Source organism: Microbacterium rhizophilum (assembly GCF_039605615.1).
Taxonomy (GTDB): Bacteria; Actinomycetota; Actinomycetes; order Actinomycetales; family Microbacteriaceae; genus Microbacterium; species Microbacterium rhizophilus.
In genome coordinates, this window is sequence record NZ_JBCNUN010000008.1 from 157,839 (window position 1) to 177,220 (window position 19,382).

The following is a 19,382-nucleotide window of genomic DNA, read 5'->3' on the forward strand; positions in this document are numbered from 1 at the left end:
CGGGATGGCCGCCCCGGGTCAGCCACGGGTCCACCCCCCCGTGCGAGCGCAGCGGCCCCGGCTGGTGCCCCATGTGGGAGCGAAGCGACCGTGCCGCGGATGCGGCCGACCAGCGCGCCGGACGGAGCGAAGCGACGTCCATCGAGCGCGAGTCCCGGCGCGGAGCGTCGGGCGAGCGATCGATAGCGCGCGGCGCGAGCGAAGCGAGCTATGAAACGCTCACGACGTCCTTGCGGCGGGCCCAGCGGGCCGGGAGATCCGGGCCGTCCCAGACCTTGACGATGCCCCAGGCGACGGCCGTGAGCGGCACCGAGAGGACGGCTCCGACGATCCCACCGACGAGCGTGCCGACGGTCAGGGCGATCAGGATGACCAGGCTGTGCAGCTTGAGCGCGCGCCCCATCAGCACCGGCTGCAGGAAGTTGCCCTCGAGCTGGTTGACCAGCACCACGATGCCGACCACGATCAGCGCCGCGACGAGGCCGTTCGCGACCAGCGCGACGAGCGCGGCCAGGATGCCGGCGAGCACGGCGCCGACGATCGGGATGAACGCGAGCACGAACACGAGCACCGCCAGCGCCGGCCACAGCGGCACCTGCAGGATCGCGAGTCCGATGCCGATGCCGACCGCGTCGACCGCGGCGACCAGCGCCGTGCCGCGCACGTAGGCGCCCATCGTGTTGACCGTGGTGCGGCCCGCGCGGCGCGCCCGGTCGTGCCACTCGCCCGTGAACGGGCGGCGCAGGAACTCCCAGATCTCGGGTCCGTCCTTCAGGAAGAAGAACAGCACGACGACCATCAGCACGAGCCCCGTGACGAAGTCCGCGACCACGCCGACCCCGGCGAGCGCGCCGCTGCCGAACTGCGCGCTGGTGAGGAACGCCGTCGCCTGATCGATCCACTCCTGGATCTGCTGGTCGTCGATGTCGAACGGCAGCGTGCGCGCCCACTCCAGCACGTGGTCGACACCCTGACGCGCCTGCAGGTAGAGCTCCTCCCACTGGCTGCGCACAGCTGACGTGATGAGCCATCCGATGGCTCCGAGGACGATCAGGATCGCGAGCAGCACGATGAGCGTCGCCGGAAGCGAGCCCATCCCCCGCGCGCGCAGCGACCGCATCAGCGGCTCGAACGCGCACGCGAGGATCATCGCGATCAGCACCGGGATCACCACCAGCGTGATCGAATGCAGCCCCCAGATGATCCCGCTCGCCAGCAGCACGATCGCGATGATCTGGATCGCCCTCGTCGCGAGGCTCCCGAGACTGTCGCCCCACAGCTTGCGCACGACGGGCGGCGGCGGCGTCTCGATCCGGATGGGCTCGCGACGGCGGCGTGTGAAGAACATCTCGTCCCCTTTCGGCGGCGGGCTGCGTCCATCCTGTCGGTCGGTGCAGACATCGTCCAGTTCTCTTCAGAAACGTCTCGCACGCGCTCGGGCGACGCTCCGCGCCGCCACTCGGCGAGCGAGGCGCTGTCGCTGCTCTCCATCGCGGCATGCGCTTCGCGCCCGCGAGTTCGCTTCGCTCAACGCTCGCTTCGCTCGCACAGGGGTCGAGGCCACCCCTCGCTCGAGGTCTAGACAGGACCCGCGAAGGCGCGCTCGAACAGGGCGCGGGCGCGGCGGGCGACGTCCACCCGGTCGGCCTCGGACGCCGACGCGAGCTCGTGCGCCAGCATGCTGACGGCGATCTCGACGTCCGCCGGCTCGACGTGCGCTCCGATGCGGCCGGCGGCGCGGTCCCGCGCGATCAGCGTCCGCACGAGCGCGTCGAAGCGCGTCCCCAGCGCCGCGGCGCGCGCGTCGCGCTGCTGCCCGGTCAGCAGGCGGACGAACGCGGTGGATGCGGACGCCTGGTCGATCACGCGGTCGAGCAGGCCGAGGATCGTGCCGTCGTCGCGCAGAGCGTCCTCCAGCGCGCCGACGTTCTCCTCGAACACCGCCACGGCCAGCGCGACGCGGTCGGGGAAGTGCCGGTAGAGCGAGCCCTGTCCGACGCCCGCGCGCCTGGCGACCGCGCTGAAGGGCGCATCCGGCCCCTGCTCGGCGTAGATCTCGCGTGCCGCGGCGATGAGCGCCCGGCGGTTCTCGGCCGCCGCGGCGGGGCCGCGGTTCGGCGCCGGCGATCGATCCGCCGGGGCCCGTGGACGAGAGGGAGTCACGGGGGTAGCGTATCTACCGGACAGAGTTGTCCGGTAGATACGCGTGTCAGGTGAAAGGAACCTCATGGCACTCAGCAAGCACAGCACCGTCGGCGAATGGCTGGCCGATCCGGCCGGTCGCGCCGCGCTCACGGACCTCCTCGGCCAGGGCGGCGCGAGCGTCGACTCCCTCGAGCCGGCGAAGGGCCTGACGCTCGGCCAGCTCGTCTCGATGAGCCAGGGCTCGTTCACGGACGAGATGGCCGACGCGCTGATCGCCGCCGTGGGCGGGGAGACGGCGGAGGCCGTCGGCGAGGAGGGCGTGCCCGCGCCCACGCCTGCGGCGTTCGCGGAGAAGACCACCGACGGCCGCTTCGCGGGGAAGACCGTGATCGTCACGGGGGCCGGATCCGGCATCGGGCGCGCCACCGCATCCCGCGTCGCGCGCGAGGGCGGCCGCGTGATCGCCGTCGACATCAGCCAGGAGCGCCTCGACGAGTTCCACGCCGCCCACTCCGGCGCCGAGGTCGTCACGCTCACCGCGGACATCACCGATGACGCCGGCGTCGCCGAGATCGTCGCCGCCGCCGGAGACCGCATCGACGGCCTCGCGAACGTCGCCGGCATCATGGACGACATGACGCCGGTCGGCGAGGTCACCGACGCCGTCTGGAACCGCGTGTTCACCGTGAACGTCACGGGCACGATGAAGCTGATGCGCGCCGTCATCCCCGCGATGCAGAGGGCCGCCGCGGGCCAGATCGTCAACGTCGCGAGCGAGGCGGGCCTGCGCGGCTCGGCCGCGGGCGCGGCCTACACGGCGTCCAAGCACGCGGTGGTCGGTCTGACGAAGTCGAGCGCATTCATGTACACGGGCTCGGGAATCCGGATCAACGCGGTCTGCCCCGGCGGCGTCGCCACGAACATCCAGGCGTCGTTCGGATCCCCGCTCGGCGCCGAGCGCGTGCAGCGCGCCATGGCGATCCTGCCCGGCGTCGCCCAGGCAGAGCAGCTCGCCGCATCGATCACGTGGCTGCTGAGCGACGACTCGACCAACGTCAACGGCGCGATCCTCGCCTCGGACGGCGGCTGGTCCGCGGCCTGAGCTCGCGAGCTCGCTCAGCGACCGGCCGCCGCGGCGCCGGTCGCTGAGCGAGCCGCAGGCGAGTCGGTGCGATCCTCCTCGAGCTCCTCGATGACGGCCGGGATGAGCGCATCCGCCGTGCGGCGATACCCCAGCGCGCTGGGGTGGAAGCGGTCGAGGCTGAACATGCCGTGCGGGTCGGAGATGAACACGGGCCCGACCGCGCGGCGCAGCGACACGGCCCGGGCGCCCGCGGCGCCGGCGGCCGCGGCCTGCGCGTTCGCGAGCCGGCGCGACATCCGCGAGCCGAGCGTGCGCAGCGGCTGCGGCACGGGACGCAGGGCCCCGAGGTCGGGGCACGTGCCCACGACGACCGCGGTCCCGTCCGCCCGGAGCCGCCGGATCGCGTCGGTCAGGTGCGCGACCGAGACGGAGACGGGCACCCGGTGGGTGATGTCGTTGCCGCCGACGACGATCACGGCGAGGTCCGCGCGGTAGCCCGGCGCGAGTCCGTCGAGCTGGCGCTCCAGCGCCGAGGACTCCGAGCCCACGACCGCCGCCGTGCGCAGGCGCACCGGTCGATTGAGGCGCGCGGCCACGCCCTTGGCGATCCGGGCGCCCAGCGTCTCCTTGCGTCGCTCGGCGCCGAGGCCCGCCGCGATCGAGTCGCCGAGCACGAGGAGCTCTACGGGACGCCCCTCGAGGCGCTTGCGCCACACGCGGTCGGCGTCGTGCGCCACCTCGCCGAGCGGATTGCCGATCCGCCGCCGTGCGATGGCGGCCTGCCGGTGCAGCAGCGCGCGCCCGCCCGCGAGCACGGCGCCGGCCCCGCCGACTGCCGTGGCGCCGATGATCGCCCCCCGTATGCGCCCCACGGGACGGTATTGCACCGAACGCGGGTGAACGATCACTGGCGCGCGGGTGAAGGCTGTGCGATACGGCGCGGTCGGAGAGGTCACGTGCCGAGTTCTCGAAAACTACTGACAAGTCAGTAAGACATTCGCTAGGTTGACGCCAACCGCAGAGACGCGGCGCTCCCCGCGCGAGCCCCCGATCGCGCGGTGAGCGATGTCGGCGCCCGCCGACGAGCCCAGTTCAAAGGAGAACGACGTGATGCATCGCACCTGGACCCACCACCCGCCCACCCCCACGCGCTCTCGGCGCCGCCTCATGGCGGCCGCGACCGCGGCCGCCATCGCCGTCGGAGGAGCGGTCGTCGCCGCGCCGCCCGCGGTGGCCGCGGATTCGCTGTTCGGCCCGAACGTGACGATCTTCGATGAGACCTGGACCGCGGACGAGATCAGCGAGGCCCTTCAGGCCGCGTCCCAGGAGGACGAGTTCAGCCTCAACCGGCATCAGTTCTTCTTCAAACCCGGCACTTACGGCTCGGCGGCGGGCGAGGACGACCCGCTCACGGCGACGGACATCGTCAACTCGGAGCTCGGCTACTACCAGGCCGTCGCGGGTCTGGGCGCCTCGCCCGAGGACGTCCGGATCAACGGCGCGATCCACGTCGAGCCCGTCCGCGCGTGCGAGCCGAACCCCTGGGACTGCCAGCAGCCCGGCTCGCTGACGCGGTTCTGGCGCTCGATGTCGAACCTCACGTTCAACCCCATTCAGCGCCCGATCGGCGCGGACGCGGACCGGCCGTTCCCGAGCGGCGTCGCCGACCCGCATCAGATGCGGTTCGCCGTGTCTCAGGCCGCCCCGCTGCGACGCATCGACATCGAGGGCGACCTGACCCTCATGGGGCGGGTCGGGGAGTACGCCTCGGGCGGCTACCTCGCCAACTCGAATGTGGACGGCGAGATCCTGAGCGGTTCCCAGCAGCAGTGGTTCACCCGGAACTCGTCGGTGGGCAGCTGGAACGGCGGCGTCTGGAACATGGTGTTCTCGGGCGTGGACGGCGCACCGGCGACCGACTTCGGCCCCCTGGCCGGCGGCGGCAACGGCAACAAGACGACGATCGACGAGACGCCGATCGTCCGCGAGTCGCCGTTCCTCTATCTCGACGGCGCCGACTACAAGGTCTTCGTCCCCCGGGCGAAGCAGAACACGACCGGACACGACTGGTCGACGGACGCCGACGCCGGAGAGTCCATCCCGCTCGATGACTTCTACATCGCCAAGGAGGACGCGACGGCCGCGCAGCTGAACGCCGCGCTCGCCGACGGCAAGAACCTGCTCCTGACCCCCGGCGTGTACTACCTCGACGCCCCGCTCGAGATCGACGCGGCGGACACGGTGGTGCTGGGTCTCGGATACGCGTCGCTCGTCCCGACCGCCGGGAACGCGGCGATCGAGGTCGGCGACGTCGCCGGTGTGAAGATCGCCGGCGTGACGGTCGACGCCGGCGAGACGCTCTCGCCCGTCCTGGTGCAGGTCGGTCCGCAGGGGGCGACGGCCTCCGACCCGTCCGACCCGACCACGCTCACCGACGTGTTCATCCGTGTCGGCGGCCCGTGGGCGGGCAAGGCGACGACGAGCATCGAGGTGAACAGCCCCGACGCGCTGCTCGACCACATCTGGGCCTGGCGCGCCGACCATGGCGAGGGTGTGGGCTGGACCTCGAACGTGGGAGATCACGGCCTGGTCGTCAACGGCGACAACGTCACGGCCCTGGGGCTCTTCGTGGAGCACTACCAGAAGAACCAGGTGGTCTGGAACGGCGAGCGAGGTCGCACGATCTTCTACCAGAGCGAGATCCCGTACGACCCGCCCACGCAGGACGCCTACCGGGACGGCAGCCGCCTCGGGTGGGCGTCGTACCGGGTCGGCGACGGCGTGCGCCACCACCTCGCGCAGGGCCTCGGGGTGTACTCGTTCTTCGACAACCAGTACAACAACGGCCAGAACATCTACGTCGACAGCGGCATCCAGGTGCCGCAGCGGCCGGGCGTGCGGATCGAGTCCGCGGTGTCGGTCATGCTGAACGGAACCGGCGGCATCAACCACATCGTCAACGACACCGGCGAGGCGGCGGTCGCTCCGGCGGGTACGGCGAGGTTCCTCGCGGTCTACGAGACCGAGACCGATCCCAACGCGCAGAACCTGCAGGTGACGGTGCCCACCGGCGATCCGGGCGAGTTCGTCTGGAGCATCGACGGCACGAACGACATCGTCGATCTCGGCACGGCGGTCGAGAACGGCGACCACTTCGCCGCGACCGGAAGCATCCACCCGGTGCGCGTCACCGATACGCGCAGGAGCGGTGCCGCGTGGTCCGTGTCGGCGCAGGTGAGCGACTTCGACTCGCCGGTGTCGACGTTCTCCGGGAAGTACCTCGGATGGACGCCGTCGCTCGCGGAACCCGGCGGCGGGGCGGTCGCCGGCGACGCCGTGCAGTCGGGCTTCCTCGGCGGCGACGGCCTGTCGGCGTCGTCGACGCTCGGCCACGCCCCGTCGGGTCACGAGCGGGGCTCCGCCAAGATCGGTGCCGAGCTCGACCTGAGGATCCCGATCGACGCCACGGACGGCACCTATCGGGCGACGCTCACGCTGACCGCGCTGAGCTGACCCTCCAGGAGCCCGCGGCTCCCCCTCGGCCGGGCGGGCGACACCGCCCGCCCGGCCCTTCGACGAAGGCAGACGATGTCCCGCAGAATCCATCCGGCGAGATCGCCTCGACCCGCCGTGCTCACGACCGCACTGCTCGCGCTCGCACTGACGACGGCACTCGCGGGCGCACCCGCGCACGCCGCGACGGACGCCACCCCGGAGGTCACGTGGGGTGTGCGGACGGCCACGGGCGAGCACGGCGACGGCCGCGAGAACTACGCGTACGAGGCGGCACCGGGCGACACGATCGCCGACGCGATCATCATCGCCAATCACGACACCGCGCCGCTCGAACTCGACATCTACGGCGCCGACGGCTTCACCTCGTCGAGCGGCCAGCTCGACGTCGCGCCGCGCGCCGTCACCCCGCGCGAGATCGGCGCGTGGCTGGTTCCCGCCACCGACCGCGTGACGGTGGCTCCCGGCGAGGCCGTCGAGGTGCCCTTCACGATCACGGTCGCGGCGAACGCGACGCCGGGTGACCACGCCGGCGGCATCCTCACGGCGCTCACCAGGCCTCCTCTCGAGGACGGCGTCACCGTCGACCGCCGCCTGGGCATCCGGATCCACCTGCGGGTCACCGGCGCCATCGCGCCCGCGCTCGCGGTCGACGACCTGCGGGTCGACTACGCCGGCACGCCCGCCCCCTTCGGCGCGGGCCAGGCGACCGTGACGTACACGGTGCGGAACTCGGGCAACGTGCGACTGTCGGCGTCGCAGGGCGTGACCCTGGCCGGCCCTTTCGGCCTGTTCGCGATCGGCGCGCCGGGGCTCACCCCCGTGCCCGAGCTCCTCCCGGGCGAGACGTGGCCGGTCGAGGTCGAGGTCGGCGGCGTCGTGCCGGCCTTCGTGCTGAACGCGGTCGCGGCGCTCGATGCCGTGCCGACCGCGGATGCGCCCGTCCCGCAGCGCGTGGAGGCGCGGGCGTCGACGGCCGCCGTGCCGTGGTCCTTCCTCGCCGTCCTCCTCGTGCTCGCGGGCGCCGTCGCGCTGTGGGTCGCCACCCGGCGCCGTCGTCGCGCCGCGCGCCAGGCGCGCGAGGACGCCCGCGTGCGCGATGCGGTCGCGCAGGCGCTGCGCGACCGCGGTCCGGAATCCGCCATGGTCCGCGACCATACGCCCGGCGATTCTGTCGGGAGTGGCAATGAATAGGTGGGGGATCGAGCGCCCGCGGATCCACTCCGGCGGCTTCGGGGGAGGCACGTCGCAGGCGTCGCGGATCGGTCGCGCCCCGATTCTGCCCGGGCCCGCGGGCGCCGGCCTCACTCCGCGGCGGCGGGGGCGGAGTGCTCGTACTGGGCCGAGAGCCGCCGGTACTGCGGCGTGAGGAACGCCAGCAGCGCGATGAGCGCGCAGATCACACCGGCGATGAGGAAGATCAGCGCGATGCCGCGGTTCTGGCCCTCGCCGAGCAGCCAGGCCCATCGCTGCTCGCCCTCGCCGCGCATGTACGGGATGACCCACGCCTGCGCGATCGGCGCGATCAGCAGCGACGTGATGGGGGCCGCCGCGGCCTCGAACGTCATCGCGAAGCCGAACACGCGGCCCTGCTTCTCGTACGGCACGACGCGCTGGATCACGGTCTGCTCGGCCGCCTCGACGGCCGGGATCGCCGCCATGTAGACCCAGCAGCCCACGATGAACAGCCATCCCCACTCGCGCAGGGTGAACACGGCGCCGACGAGCCCGATGAAGGCGGCGATCAGCAGCATGGTGCGCATCGGCCGCCGGCCGAGGCCGGTCGCAGCGACCACAGCGCCGCCCGCGATGAAGCCGGTCGACGCGACCGCGAACCAGATGCCCCAGCCCTGCACCTCGAACAGGTCGATGCCGTACGGGTCCATGAGCGCCATGTAGACGCCGCCGACGAAGTTGTTGAGGGTCGAGAACAGCACGAGCGCGAACAGGCCCGACGCCGCGCGCACGGCCAGCCAGCCGCCACGGATGTCCACCCACTTGGTCTGCCCCTCGAGGTGCACGATCTCGCGCTCGGGGATGGCCAGCGCCGCCAGGTGCAGCATGGCGAGCAGCATCGCGACGAGCCCGATGATCAGGGTCCAGCCCATGCCGAGGAAGCCGACCGACAGCCCGCTCAGGACGCTCGTGACCAGCATCGAGACGCCCTGCACGGTGCCCACCATGCCGTTGGCGTTGGCGTGCCGCTCCTCGGGGACGAGCAGCGTCACGGTCGTGGACAGCGCGATGCTGCGCAGCTGCTCGACCACCGCTCCCGCGAGCATCACGACCGCGAAGATCCAGAACCACGGCAGGCGCAGCTCGATCATCCGCTGCTCGCCGATGACGAAGAAGAACGCCGCGTCGAGGCAGAACACGCCGAAGGCGATCACGGTCGCCCACAGCATGACGGCCTTCTTGCGGAAGCGGTCGACCAGGGTGCCGAAGAACATGCTGAACACGGCGATGAACAGCATGTAGGCGCCGCCGATGACGCCGGTCGCGATCACGTTGCGCGTCTCGGCGTAGATCCAGAACGTCAGACCGAACCACAGGAAGCTCGTGGTGATGTTCGCCAGGGCCGTGTTCACCAGGACGTGCAGGAACGTGCGCATGCCGTCCGGCGGCGGGTGCACGTCCTGAGGTTCGGCAGCGACCTCGCTCATGGGCACGAGCGTAGGGCGGGCCTCCGACATCCGGAAGCCCGCCCCGCGCTCAGCTCCGGCCGCGGGTCACTGCAGAGCCGGGATCACCTTCTGCTCGAACAGCTCGATGCCGCTGGGGTCGTACGCCGACTCCGGGAAGTAGTGGATGGCGTACCCGAGGCCCGCGTCCCGCATTCCGGCGAGCTGCTCCGTCACCTGCTCGACCGTGCCGACCAGGCTCTCTCCGGCCGAGTAGTTGTGCATGTAGCGCTCGATGCCATCGCCGACGTACGGCTTCACGCGCGCCTCGATGGCCTTGAGCCGCTCCTTGACCTCGGCCTCGTTCTCGCCGATCACGGTGTTGAAGTTCGCCGATCGGGTGATCTCGGAGAAGTCGCGGCCGAGCTTGTCCGTGTGCCCGCGGAGGATGTCGCTCTTCGCGGTGAAGTTCTCCACGCCGCCGTTGAAGTTCGTGTACGAGGCGTACTTCGCCGCGATCCGCAGCGTGACCTTCTCGCCGCCGCCGGCGATCCAGAACGGGATGCCGCCGTCCTGCACGGGGAGCGGGCGGACGATCGCGCCGTCGACCTGGTAGTACCGCCCGTCGAGCGTGGCCGATCCGGTCTCCCACGCCTGCTTCATGATCTCGACGCCCTCGCCGAGCATCTTCAGGCGGTCGGGAATGTCCGGGAAGCCGTAGCCGTACGCGCGCCACTCGTGCTCGTACCAGCCGCCGCCGATGCCCATCTCGACGCGCCCCGCAGAGACGTGGTCGACGGTCGCGGCGACCTTCGCGAGGTAGGCGGGGTTGCGGTAGCCCATGCACGTGCACATCTGGCCGAGCCGGATGCGGCTGGTCGACGCGGCGAAGGCCGACATCAGCGTCCAGGCCTCGTGCGTGGCCTCCTCGCTCGGCACCGGCGTGGTGTGGAAGTGGTCGTAGACCCACAGCGACTCCCACGGCCCCGCGTCGGCGGCGATGGCGAGCGACTGCATGGTGCTCCAGTGCTGCGCAGGGTCGATGTCGACGAGGTCGAAGCGCCAGCCCTGCGGGATGAAGATTCCGAATCGCATACCTCAGACCTTAGGGATGCGCGCGTCCCCGAGAGAAGTCTCCGGCGAAGATCGGGCTCGGAAGCTCACGGAAGCCGGCGGCAGCGCGGCTAAGGAACCCGGTGCAGCCAGGCGTCGGTGGCGAACTTGGACTCGACCAGGGCCTCGGCCTCGGCGTACTCGTCGGGCCGGATCGTGCCCATGGTCGCGCCCGTGAAGGTCTGGAACGACGCGATCAGCCGGTCGATGATCTCGCGGCGGCTCATGCCGGTCTGACGGCGGATGGGATCCACGCGCTTGGCTGCCGACGCCGTGCCCTTGTCGCTGAGCTTCTCGCGGCCGATCCGCAGCACTTGCGTCATGACCTCGCCGTCGATGTCGTAGCTGAGCGTGGCGTGGTGCAGCACGCCGCCGTTGGCGAGGCGCTTCTGCGCGGCGCCGCCGATCTTGCCGGTCGGGCTCGCGATGTCGTTGAGCGGCTGGTAGGTCGCCTCGATGCCGAGCCCGCGCAGCGCCTGCAGCACCCAGTCGTCCAGGTACGCGTACGAGTCGGCGAACGTGAGGCCCGCCACGAGCGAGGCCGGCACGTACAGCGAGTACGTGATGATCTGCCCGGCGCCCATCAGCATGGCGCCGCCGCCCGAGATCCGCCGCACGACGTCGAAGCCGTGCCGGGCCGCGCCATCCGGATCCACCTCGTTGCGATACGACTGGAAGGATCCGATCACGACGGCCGACTGATCCCACTCCCAGATCCGCAGGGTGGGCTTGCGGCGCCCATCGCCGACGCGGCCCGTGAGCACCTCGTCGAGCGCGAGGTTCACGTGCGGCGAGACCGCGGGGTCGTCGACGATCTCCCACTCGAAGTCGGTCCACGCCGAGGCGGTCACGAGCGCGCGGCGCACCGCGGTGCCGACCGCGTCGGGCGTGAAGCCCAGCAGCTGCGCGCCCGGAGGCAGCGCGCCGCGCACGGCCGCGGCGATCGTCGGCACGTCCGCGGTCTCGGGCAGCCCGTTCACCGCCGCGTTGATGTCGATCAGTGCGTCGTCGGGCTCGAGGAAGAAGTCGCCGGCGAGATGGAAGCCGGCGATCCTGCCGTCCACGACCTCGAGGTCGACGACCACGAGCTTTCCCCCGGGCACCTTGTATTCGCCGTGCATGGATTCAGCCTAGGTCGCGGCCCGGACGTCGCCGCCCGATCGATGCCGAGATGGAACCGGTGACCGAGAAGAACCGCGCTCGGCCGGCCGTCCTACCGGTCGCGGTCGGAAGGCGGCAGGATCGGGGCATGGACGAACCGACCCTGATCGAGCGGACGGCGCAGCCGTACGTCGCCATCCGCACGTCCGTGACGATGGACCGGCTCGGCGAGGCCGTACCACCCCTGAACGGCGAGGTGTTCGCCTGGCTCGCCGAGCGCGGCATCGCGCCCGCCGGGCCGCCGTTCTGGAAGTACGACGTGATCGACATGGATCGCGAGCTCGTGATCGAGGCGGGCGTCGCCACGGCGGAGCCCGTCGACGCGGGCCAGGATCCGCGGGTGCTGTCGGGCACGCTCCCGGCGGGCACCTACGCGACCGTCACGCACACGGGGCACCCGGACGAGCTCGTCGCCGCGACGGGGGCGCTGCTCGACTGGGGCGCCGCCCGCGGCATCGTGTGGGACAGCGCGCCCGGCGACGACGGCGAGCACTGGGGCGCGCGACTGGAGCTCTACCTGACCGATCCGGATGACGAGCCCGACATGACGAAGTGGCGGACGGAGCTCGCCTTCCGCATTGCGGCCGACTCGCCGCGCCCGTGATGCGCGCCGTCGTCGCGACCGGCGAGGGGCGCTACGCCGACCCGTGGCATCCGTTCGCCGAGACGTCGGATCTCCTGCGCGCGGTGCTCGAGGAAGCGGGCCTCGAGGTGGCCGTCGCGCCCGTCGACGACGCGCTGCGGCGCCTCGACGGCGTCGACCTGCTGGTCGTGAACGCGGGCGACCCGTGGCGCGACGATCCGCCCGCCGTCGGCGCCCCGGCGGCATCCGTCGCCGGCCTCGAGGCGGCGCTCGAGCGCGGGATCGGCGTGCTGGCGATGCACGCCTCGCTCTCGTCGCTGCGCGACCACGCGGCCTGGGCGCCCGCGACCGGCGGGGTGTGGCTGCCCGGCGTCTCGATGCACCCGCCGATCGGCGAGGCGGCGTTCGCGTGGGCGGACCATCCGCTCGCCGGCGCGGAGCCGCTCGCCGCCTTCGACGAGCGCTACGCGTTCCTCCAGGCGGTCGGCGATCGCGAGGTCGTCGCGACGCACGAGCACGCCGGGGTCGCGCATCCCGTCGTGTGGGTCCGGGAGCGCGGACGATCCCGCGTCGCGGTCGACCTGCTCGGCCACGACGCCCGCTCCTACGACTCCCCCGCGCACCGCGCGCTGATCGCCCGCCTCGCGGCCTGGGCCGCCGCGCGCTGATCCGGCCCTCGCCCTCCCGCCGACCCCGCACCGCCGACCGGCCGGCCGGCCGAAACACCGCGACACGTCGGAAACACCCGTGCAACACGGCCCCGGATACGCTCGCGGGATGGGTGACCTGTTCGACGGCTACGGCGCCACGCTCGCGCCGCGCAAGACGGCGCAGGGGCTGCCCGCGTTCGACGAGATGTTCGGCCATCCGGCCACGAGCGGCGACACCGCGGCGCGCGACGCGTACCGCGAGCTGTACCAGGCGCTCGCCCGGATGACGCAGGACGAGCTGCGCGGCCGCACCGAGTCGCTCGCCTCCAGCTACCTGGCCCAGGGCGTCACGTTCGACTTCGCGGGCGAGGAGCGGCCCTTCCCGATCGACCCCGTGCCGCGGGTGATCGCGTACGACGAGTGGGCGCGCGTCGAGTCCGGCGTGAAGCAGCGCGTGAAGGCGCTCGAGGCGTTCCTCGAGGACGTCTACGGGCGCCGCTACTGCGTGCGCGACGGCGTGCTGCCCGCGGCGCTGATCGCGTCGTCGCAGTACTACTACCGCCAGGCCGCCGGCATCCACCCCGCGAACGGCGCGCGCATCCAGGTCGCCGGAGTGGACCTGATCCGGGACGAGCACGGCGAGATGCGCGTGCTCGAGGACAACGTGCGCGTGCCGTCCGGCGTCTCGTACGTGATCTCCAACCGCCGGGTCATGGCCCAGACGCTGCCGGAGCTGTTCGTGTCGATGCAGGTGCGGCCGGTCGGCGACTACCCGAACAAGCTGCTCGCGGCGCTGAAGGCGGCCGCTCCCCCGGGCATCGAGGACCCCAACGTCGTGGTGCTGACGCCGGGCGTGTACAACTCCGCGTACTTCGAGCACACGCTGCTCGCGCGCCTGATGGGCGTCGAGCTCGTCGAGGGCCGCGACCTCAGCTGCACGGGCGGCAAGGTGTACATGCGCACGACGCGCGGCCTGCGCCGGGTCGACGTGATCTACCGCCGCGTCGACGACGAGTTCCTGGATCCGCTGACCTTCCGCGCCGACTCGATGCTGGGCGCCCCCGGCCTGCTGCTCGCCGCGCGGCTCGGCAATGTCGCGATCTGCAACGCGGTCGGCAACGGCGTCGCCGACGACAAGCTGCTCTACACGTACGTGCCGGATCTCATCCGGTACTACCTGAACGAGGAGCCGATCCTGAAGAACGTCGACACGTGGCGTCTGGAGGACCCGGAGGCGCTCGAGGAGGTGCTCGACCGCCTGGACGAGCTGGTGGTGAAGCCGGTGGACGGATCCGGCGGCAAGGGCCTCGTCGTCGGTCCGGACGCCTCGCCCGCGGAGCTCGACACGCTGCGCAAGCGGCTGATCGCCGATCCGCGCGGCTGGATCGCGCAGCCCGTCGTGATGCTCTCGACCATCCCGACCATGGTGGAGGACGGGATGCGCCCGCGGCACGCGGACCTGCGCCCGTTCGCGGTGAACGACGGATCCGACGTGTGGGTGCTGCCCGGCGGGCTCACGCGCGTCGCGCTGCCGGAGGGGCAGCTGGTCGTGAACTCCAGCCAGGGCGGCGGGTCGAAGGACACCTGGGTGGTCGGCGGCATGGCCCCGAACCACGTCGAGTACGGCCAGGGCACCGGGCTCGCGGGCCTGGTCGCCGACCAGGCCGCGACGGTCACGTCCGCCATCCCGATCATCTACGAGGCGCGGGACGAGCCCGCGCACTCCCCGCAGGATCCGTCCGGCGCGGGCGCGCAGAGCGAGCAGCAGCAGCAGGGACGGCAGGAGGCGGGATCGTGCTGAGCCGGATCGCCGAGTCCCTGTTCTGGATCGGGCGCTACATCGAGCGCAGCGACGGCACCGCGCGCATCCTGGACGTGCACCTGCAGCTGCTGCTCGAGGACCCGTGGATCGACGAGGAGACCGCGTGCCGGTCGCTGCTCGCCGTGATGGGCGCCGTCCCGCCCGAGGACGTCGCGACGGTGCGGCGCGAGCACGTGCTCGAGAATCTCGCGGTGAACCGGACGACGGCCGCGAGCATCGCGTACTCGCTCACGGCGGCGCGGGAGAACGCCCGCCGCGCGCGCGAGATCGTCTCGACCGAGCTGTGGGAGTGCCTCAACACCACGCGCGCCCGGATGCCGCGGCGCCTGCAGACCGAGAAGGCGCACGAGTTCTTCCAGTGGGTGCGCGAGCGCGCGGCCCTCGCGGTGGGCATCGCCGACTCGTCCACGAGCCGCGACGAGTCGTGGCAGTTCTTCACGCTCGGCCGCAGCATCGAGCGCGCCGACATGACCGCGCGGCTGCTCGCGACGCGCTCGCTGACGCAGGCGTCCGGGCCGTCGTGGACGACCATCCTGCGCTCCTGCGGCGCGTACGAGCCGTACCTGCGCACGTACCGCGGCATGCCGAGCGCGAAGAACGCGGCCGAGTTCCTGCTGCTCGACCGGCTGTTCCCCCGATCCGTCATCTTCTCGATCTCGCAGGCCGAGCTGTGCATGAGCGCGATCGATCCGGTCGCGGACCGTGTCGGCCATTCGAACGCGGTGCTGCGGGCGCTGGGGCGCATCAGGAACGACCTGGAGTATCGCCCGATCGGCGAGATCCTGGGGGAGCTGCCCGAGCACATGGACCAGGTGCAGCAGGTCACGCGGGAGGCGTCGGACGCGATCCGGCAGCGGTTCTTCCCGACGCAGGCCGAGCCGACGTGGATCGGAGAGGTGTCGTGACGTCGTCGCGCGAGGAGGACCGGACGTGAAACGCCTGCGGATCGAGCACGAGACGGGGTTCGACTACGCCGGCCGGGTGGCCGCGTCGTACAACGAGGCGCGCATGCTGCCGGGCACGACCGAGAGCCAGTTCGTGCTGTCGTCGTCGCTCGACATCCATCCGCCGGCCGCCGTGAACTCGTACGTCGACTACTTCGGCACGCGCGTGACGTCGTTCGACGTGCAGTCGACGCACGACGAGCTGCGGATCGTGTCGCGCAGCCTGGTCGAGGTGCGGCCGCGCCCGATCGAGCACGCGGACATCACGTGGGAGCGGCTCGCCCGCGACGCCACCCGGTCGATCGACACGGTCGAGATGATGGTGCAGACGAACCGGACGCGACCGCATCCGGAGGTCGCCGAGATCGCGCGCGCGATCGCCGACGCGCACGAGAACCCGAGCGAGGCGGCGCACGCGATCGCGACGGCGATCGGCGACGCCGTGGAGTACATGCCCGGCGTGACCGGCGTGCACTCCACCGCCGCCGAGGCGTGGGAGGCGCGCAAGGGCGTGTGCCAGGACATCGCGCACATCGCGCTCGGGGCGCTGCGGTCGGTCGGGATCCCGGCGCGCTACGTCTCGGGCTACCTGCACCCGCGGCCGAGCGCCGAGGTCGGCGAGCCCGTGCGCGGCGAGTCGCACGCGTGGATCGAGTGGTGGGCGAGCGACTGGCAGGCCTGCGACCCGACCAACGGGATCGAGATCGGCGACCGGCACGTGCTGGTCGGCCGCGGCCGCGACTACAACGACGTGCCGCCGCTGCGCGGCGTGTACGCCGGCCCGTTCAAGAGCGAGCTCTACGTCACGGTGACGATCACGCGGGAGGCGTGAGACTCAGGCCCGGCTCACCCAGAACACGTCCTCTCAGCGACGCCATGCCCGATCCGCGCTGATTCGGCGTGTCCCCGCTGAGAGGACGTGTTCTCACAAGCCGACTCAGGCGCGGCGGGCGCGCGGCTCGTCGAAGTCGTCGTCGTCGTCCACGAGGCGGATGGCGGAGGTCTCGGCGCCCTTGTCGCTGAACTCCTCGGGCACGACCGTCGGCTGCGGGCGCGTGATGACCGCGATGGGCCGGGTTTCGTCGAGGGTCAGGGCGAAGCCCTCGCCGTGACGGCGGTGCAGGCGCCCGGAGGCGATCACCCACGTGAGTCCGATCGCGCACGCCGCGAGCCCGCCGACCGCCCCGAGCATGATCGCGGTCCGCGGTCCGAACTCCGCCGCGACCCAGCCGACCAGCGGGGCGCCGAGCGGGGTTCCGCCCATCAGGATCGCGACGTACAGCGCGAGCACGCGGCCGCGCAGGCCGGCGTCGGTGGTCGTCTGCACGTAGCCGTTGGCGGTGGTCAGGGTGGTCACGATCGTGAACCCGACGAGCACCAGGCAGACCGCGTAGAGCCAGTAGACCGGCATGAGCGCCGACACGATCGAGACGATGCCGAAGGCTCCGGTCGCGATGATCGCCACTCGCAGGCGCGCACGGGCGCGACGGGCGGCGAGAAGCGCGCCCACCAGGGAGCCGACCGCCAGGATCGAGCTGAGCAGGCCGAAGCCATCGGCCTCCTGCCCGAACTCGATCGCCATGGTCGAGGCGAAGATCGGGAAGTTCATGCCCAGCGCCCCGAGCAGGAACACCATCGCGAAGATCACGATCAGATCGGGGCGCCGCGCGACGTAGCGGAAGCCGTCTGCGAGACGCGCCGAGGCGTCGGCCTTCTTGCGCGGGATCAGCTCGCCGGACCGGATCGCGAACAGCGCGACCAGCATGCCCGCGAACGTGAGGACGTTGATCAGGAACACCCAGCCCGTGCCCACCGCGACGATCAGCAGGCCCGCGACGGCGGGGCCGATCATGCGCGCGCCGTTGAACGACGCGGCGTTGAGCGCGACGGCGTTCGACGCGTTCTCGCGCCGCACCAGATCGGACACGAACGCCTGCCGGGCCGGGTTGTCGAAGGCGACGACCATTCCCATGACGAAGGCGAGGCAGTACATCAGCGGCAGCGTCATCACGTCGAGCAGCAGCAGGATGCCGATCGTCAGCGAGAGCAGCAGCAGCAGGCACTGCGTGATCATCAGGATCCGCCGGCGATCGAACCGGTCGGTCACCCAGCCGGACACGCCGACGAACAGCAGCGGCGGGCCGAACTGCAGGGCCATCGTCACGCCCATCGCGCCGGCGTCGTTGTCGGTGAGCTGAGTGAGGACCACCCAGCTCTGGGCCGTGGACTGCATCCACGATCCGATGTTCGACACGAGCGCGCCGATGAACCAGACGCGGAAGTTGAACGAGGCGAAGGATCGGAACATGGCGTTCATCGCTCGATGACCTCCAGGATGATGTCGGCGGCCGCGCGCAGCGTGGCGCGATCGGCGGCCGGAAGCTCGGCCAGCACGCGGGCGAGCCACTCGTCCCGGCGCTGCACGGTCTCCTCGACCACGGCGATCCCGCCCTCGGTGATGGCGATGTTCACCTTTCGGCGGTCGACCGCGTCCGGCTCACGGGTGACGTAGCCGTCCTCCTCGAGGCAGTTGACCGTGCGGTTCATGGACGGCGCAGTCACCCCCTCGCGCTCGGCGAGCGCCGTGAGCGTGTGCGGGCCGCGGTAGTTCAGCACGGCGAGCGCGGCGAACTGGGCGTCGGACATCGTGGTCACCGCGCGCTGCTGGCGCAGCCGTCGCGACAGGCGCATGGCGGCCGCGCGGATCTCGGAGGCATCGGAGGAGAGGTCGGTCATCGTTACTTAGCATAACTCATTAGTTATGCTAAGGATTAGACCAGTTCTCCTCGGCGGGAGGCGCGGTCTGGCAGGATCGGCGCATGCCGTCGCGCTTCGATCAGCACTTCATCGACGACCACGGGGTGGCGATCGTCTACGACGTCCATCCCGCCGAGCACCCGCGGGGCGTGATCCAGCTGCTGCACGGCGTCGGCGAGCACGCGGGCCGCTACGTCGCGCTGGTCGAGGCGCTCGTCGGGGCGGGGTTCACGGTCTACGCGGACGACCACCGCGGGCACGGCCGCACCGGCATGCGCCAGCACGGCGACGACTCCGCGCGGCTCGGGCGCCTCGGCGCGGGCGGACACCCGGCGACCCTCGAGGCGTGCCGGCGGATGACGCGGATCGCGCGGGACGAGAACCCGGGCGTCCCGCTGATCCTGCTGGGGCACTCGTGGGGGTCGTTCCTCGCCCAGATGCTGCTCGACCGTGATCCGGAGGCGTACGACGCCGTGATGCAGAGCGGGTCGGCGCTGCGCTGGCCGGGCTCGCTGAATCCCGCGCCGCTCAACGCGCGCTGGAAGGGCCCGGGCGCGCTCGGCGTCGAGTGGCTCTCCTCCGACCTCGCCGTCGGACGGGCGTTCCTCGCCGACCCGCTCACCACCACGACGCCGCTGCTGAAGCTGTTCGGCGTGCGCGACGCGGTGCGCATCATGTTCGGCCGGCCGCGGCGCGGCCTGCGAGCCGCGGCCGGCCACGACATCCCGATCCTGCTCATGGTCGGGCGGGACGATCCGGTCGGCGGTCCGCTCTCGGTGCACCGTCTCGCAGACGCCTACCGCGAACGCGGCGGCCTGGACGACATCACGACGCTCGTCTACCCCGACGCGCGCCACGAGATCTTCAACGAGGTCGCCCAGGCAGAGGTCCGCGCGGACCTGCTGGCCTGGCTCGACGCCCGGTTCCCGGCCCGCTCGCGCTGAGAACACGTCCTCTCAGCGGCGACGTGCCGGATCCGAGCGGATGCG

General features: G+C 71.7%; 17 protein-coding genes. 9 read left to right on the forward strand and 8 right to left on the reverse strand.

The window, feature by feature from the left end; genetic code table 11:
* Positions 1-208 precede the first annotated feature (208 nt).
* Entirely contained in the window at positions 209-1,348 is a 1,140-nt protein-coding gene (locus AAD528_RS13570) for an AI-2E family transporter (RefSeq protein WP_345752612.1), read from the reverse strand.
* A 230-nt stretch (positions 1,349-1,578) separates the two neighbouring features.
* Positions 1,579-2,163: a TetR family transcriptional regulator gene (locus AAD528_RS13575; protein ID WP_345752613.1), complete on the reverse strand. Its 585-nt coding sequence runs from the start codon at positions 2,161-2,163 to the stop codon at positions 1,579-1,581.
* A 64-nt stretch (positions 2,164-2,227) separates the two neighbouring features.
* Between AAD528_RS13575 and AAD528_RS13580 the strand changes: the two genes are divergently transcribed.
* The gene (locus tag AAD528_RS13580) at positions 2,228-3,247 is read left to right on the forward strand and encodes an SDR family NAD(P)-dependent oxidoreductase (RefSeq protein ID WP_345752614.1); all 1,020 of its coding nucleotides are present in this window, start codon (positions 2,228-2,230) and stop codon (positions 3,245-3,247) included.
* A 14-nt stretch (positions 3,248-3,261) separates the two neighbouring features.
* Here AAD528_RS13580 and AAD528_RS13585 read toward each other — a convergent pair whose 3' ends face one another.
* Complete coding sequence (locus AAD528_RS13585) at positions 3,262-4,101, reverse strand: SGNH/GDSL hydrolase family protein (protein ID WP_345752615.1); 840 nt, start codon at positions 4,099-4,101, stop codon at positions 3,262-3,264.
* Between the two features lie 238 nt (positions 4,102-4,339).
* Between AAD528_RS13585 and AAD528_RS13590 the strand changes: the two genes are divergently transcribed.
* Positions 4,340-6,742, forward strand: coding sequence for a pectate lyase-like domain-containing protein (locus tag AAD528_RS13590; RefSeq protein ID WP_345752646.1), 2,403 nt, complete (start codon positions 4,340-4,342; stop codon positions 6,740-6,742).
* Between the two features lie 117 nt (positions 6,743-6,859).
* A complete protein-coding gene (locus AAD528_RS13595; protein ID WP_345752616.1) occupies positions 6,860-7,936 on the forward strand; it encodes a DUF916 domain-containing protein in 1,077 nt (358 codons plus the stop codon).
* A gap of 110 nt (positions 7,937-8,046) precedes the next feature.
* On the opposite strand, the gene AAD528_RS13600 is transcribed toward AAD528_RS13595, so the two are convergent.
* The 3 genes from AAD528_RS13600 to lplAB form a co-directional block, all read right to left on the reverse strand.
* Entirely contained in the window at positions 8,047-9,405 is a 1,359-nt protein-coding gene (locus AAD528_RS13600; protein ID WP_345752617.1) for an MFS transporter, read from the reverse strand.
* Between the two features lie 66 nt (positions 9,406-9,471).
* Positions 9,472-10,458, reverse strand: a complete 987-nt coding sequence (locus AAD528_RS13605; RefSeq protein ID WP_345752618.1) for an LLM class F420-dependent oxidoreductase — start codon at positions 10,456-10,458, stop codon at positions 9,472-9,474.
* Positions 10,459-10,547: 89 nt separating this feature from the next.
* Positions 10,548-11,597, reverse strand: a complete 1,050-nt coding sequence (gene lplAB, locus AAD528_RS13610; protein ID WP_345752619.1) for a lipoate-protein ligase LplAB — start codon at positions 11,595-11,597, stop codon at positions 10,548-10,550.
* A gap of 128 nt (positions 11,598-11,725) precedes the next feature.
* On the opposite strand from lplAB, the gene AAD528_RS13615 reads away from it, so the two are divergent.
* From AAD528_RS13615 to AAD528_RS13635, 5 genes are all read left to right on the forward strand, one after another.
* Entirely contained in the window at positions 11,726-12,241 is a 516-nt protein-coding gene (locus tag AAD528_RS13615) for a GyrI-like domain-containing protein (RefSeq protein WP_345752620.1), read from the forward strand.
* On the forward strand, positions 12,241-12,888 hold the full coding sequence (locus AAD528_RS13620) for a ThuA domain-containing protein (protein ID WP_345752621.1): 648 nt from the start codon (positions 12,241-12,243) through the stop codon (positions 12,886-12,888). Before AAD528_RS13615 ends, AAD528_RS13620 begins: the two co-directional genes overlap by 1 nt.
* A 109-nt stretch (positions 12,889-12,997) precedes the next feature.
* A complete protein-coding gene (locus tag AAD528_RS13625) occupies positions 12,998-14,671 on the forward strand; it encodes a circularly permuted type 2 ATP-grasp protein (protein WP_345752622.1) in 1,674 nt (557 codons plus the stop codon).
* The gene (locus AAD528_RS13630) at positions 14,665-15,597 is read left to right on the forward strand and encodes an alpha-E domain-containing protein (protein WP_345752623.1); all 933 of its coding nucleotides are present in this window, start codon (positions 14,665-14,667) and stop codon (positions 15,595-15,597) included. Before AAD528_RS13625 ends, AAD528_RS13630 begins: the two co-directional genes overlap by 7 nt.
* A gap of 25 nt (positions 15,598-15,622) precedes the next feature.
* Complete coding sequence (locus tag AAD528_RS13635; RefSeq protein ID WP_345752624.1) at positions 15,623-16,468, forward strand: transglutaminase family protein; 846 nt, start codon at positions 15,623-15,625, stop codon at positions 16,466-16,468.
* Between the two features lie 105 nt (positions 16,469-16,573).
* On the opposite strand, the gene AAD528_RS13640 is transcribed toward AAD528_RS13635, so the two are convergent.
* Complete coding sequence (locus AAD528_RS13640; protein WP_345752625.1) at positions 16,574-17,944, reverse strand: MFS transporter; 1,371 nt, start codon at positions 17,942-17,944, stop codon at positions 16,574-16,576.
* A gap of 5 nt (positions 17,945-17,949) precedes the next feature.
* The gene (locus tag AAD528_RS13645; RefSeq protein WP_345752626.1) at positions 17,950-18,372 is read right to left on the reverse strand and encodes a MarR family winged helix-turn-helix transcriptional regulator; all 423 of its coding nucleotides are present in this window, start codon (positions 18,370-18,372) and stop codon (positions 17,950-17,952) included.
* A gap of 83 nt (positions 18,373-18,455) precedes the next feature.
* On the opposite strand from AAD528_RS13645, the gene AAD528_RS13650 reads away from it, so the two are divergent.
* Positions 18,456-19,337, forward strand: coding sequence for an alpha/beta fold hydrolase (locus AAD528_RS13650; protein WP_345752627.1), 882 nt, complete (start codon positions 18,456-18,458; stop codon positions 19,335-19,337).
* Positions 19,338-19,382 lie beyond the last annotated feature (45 nt).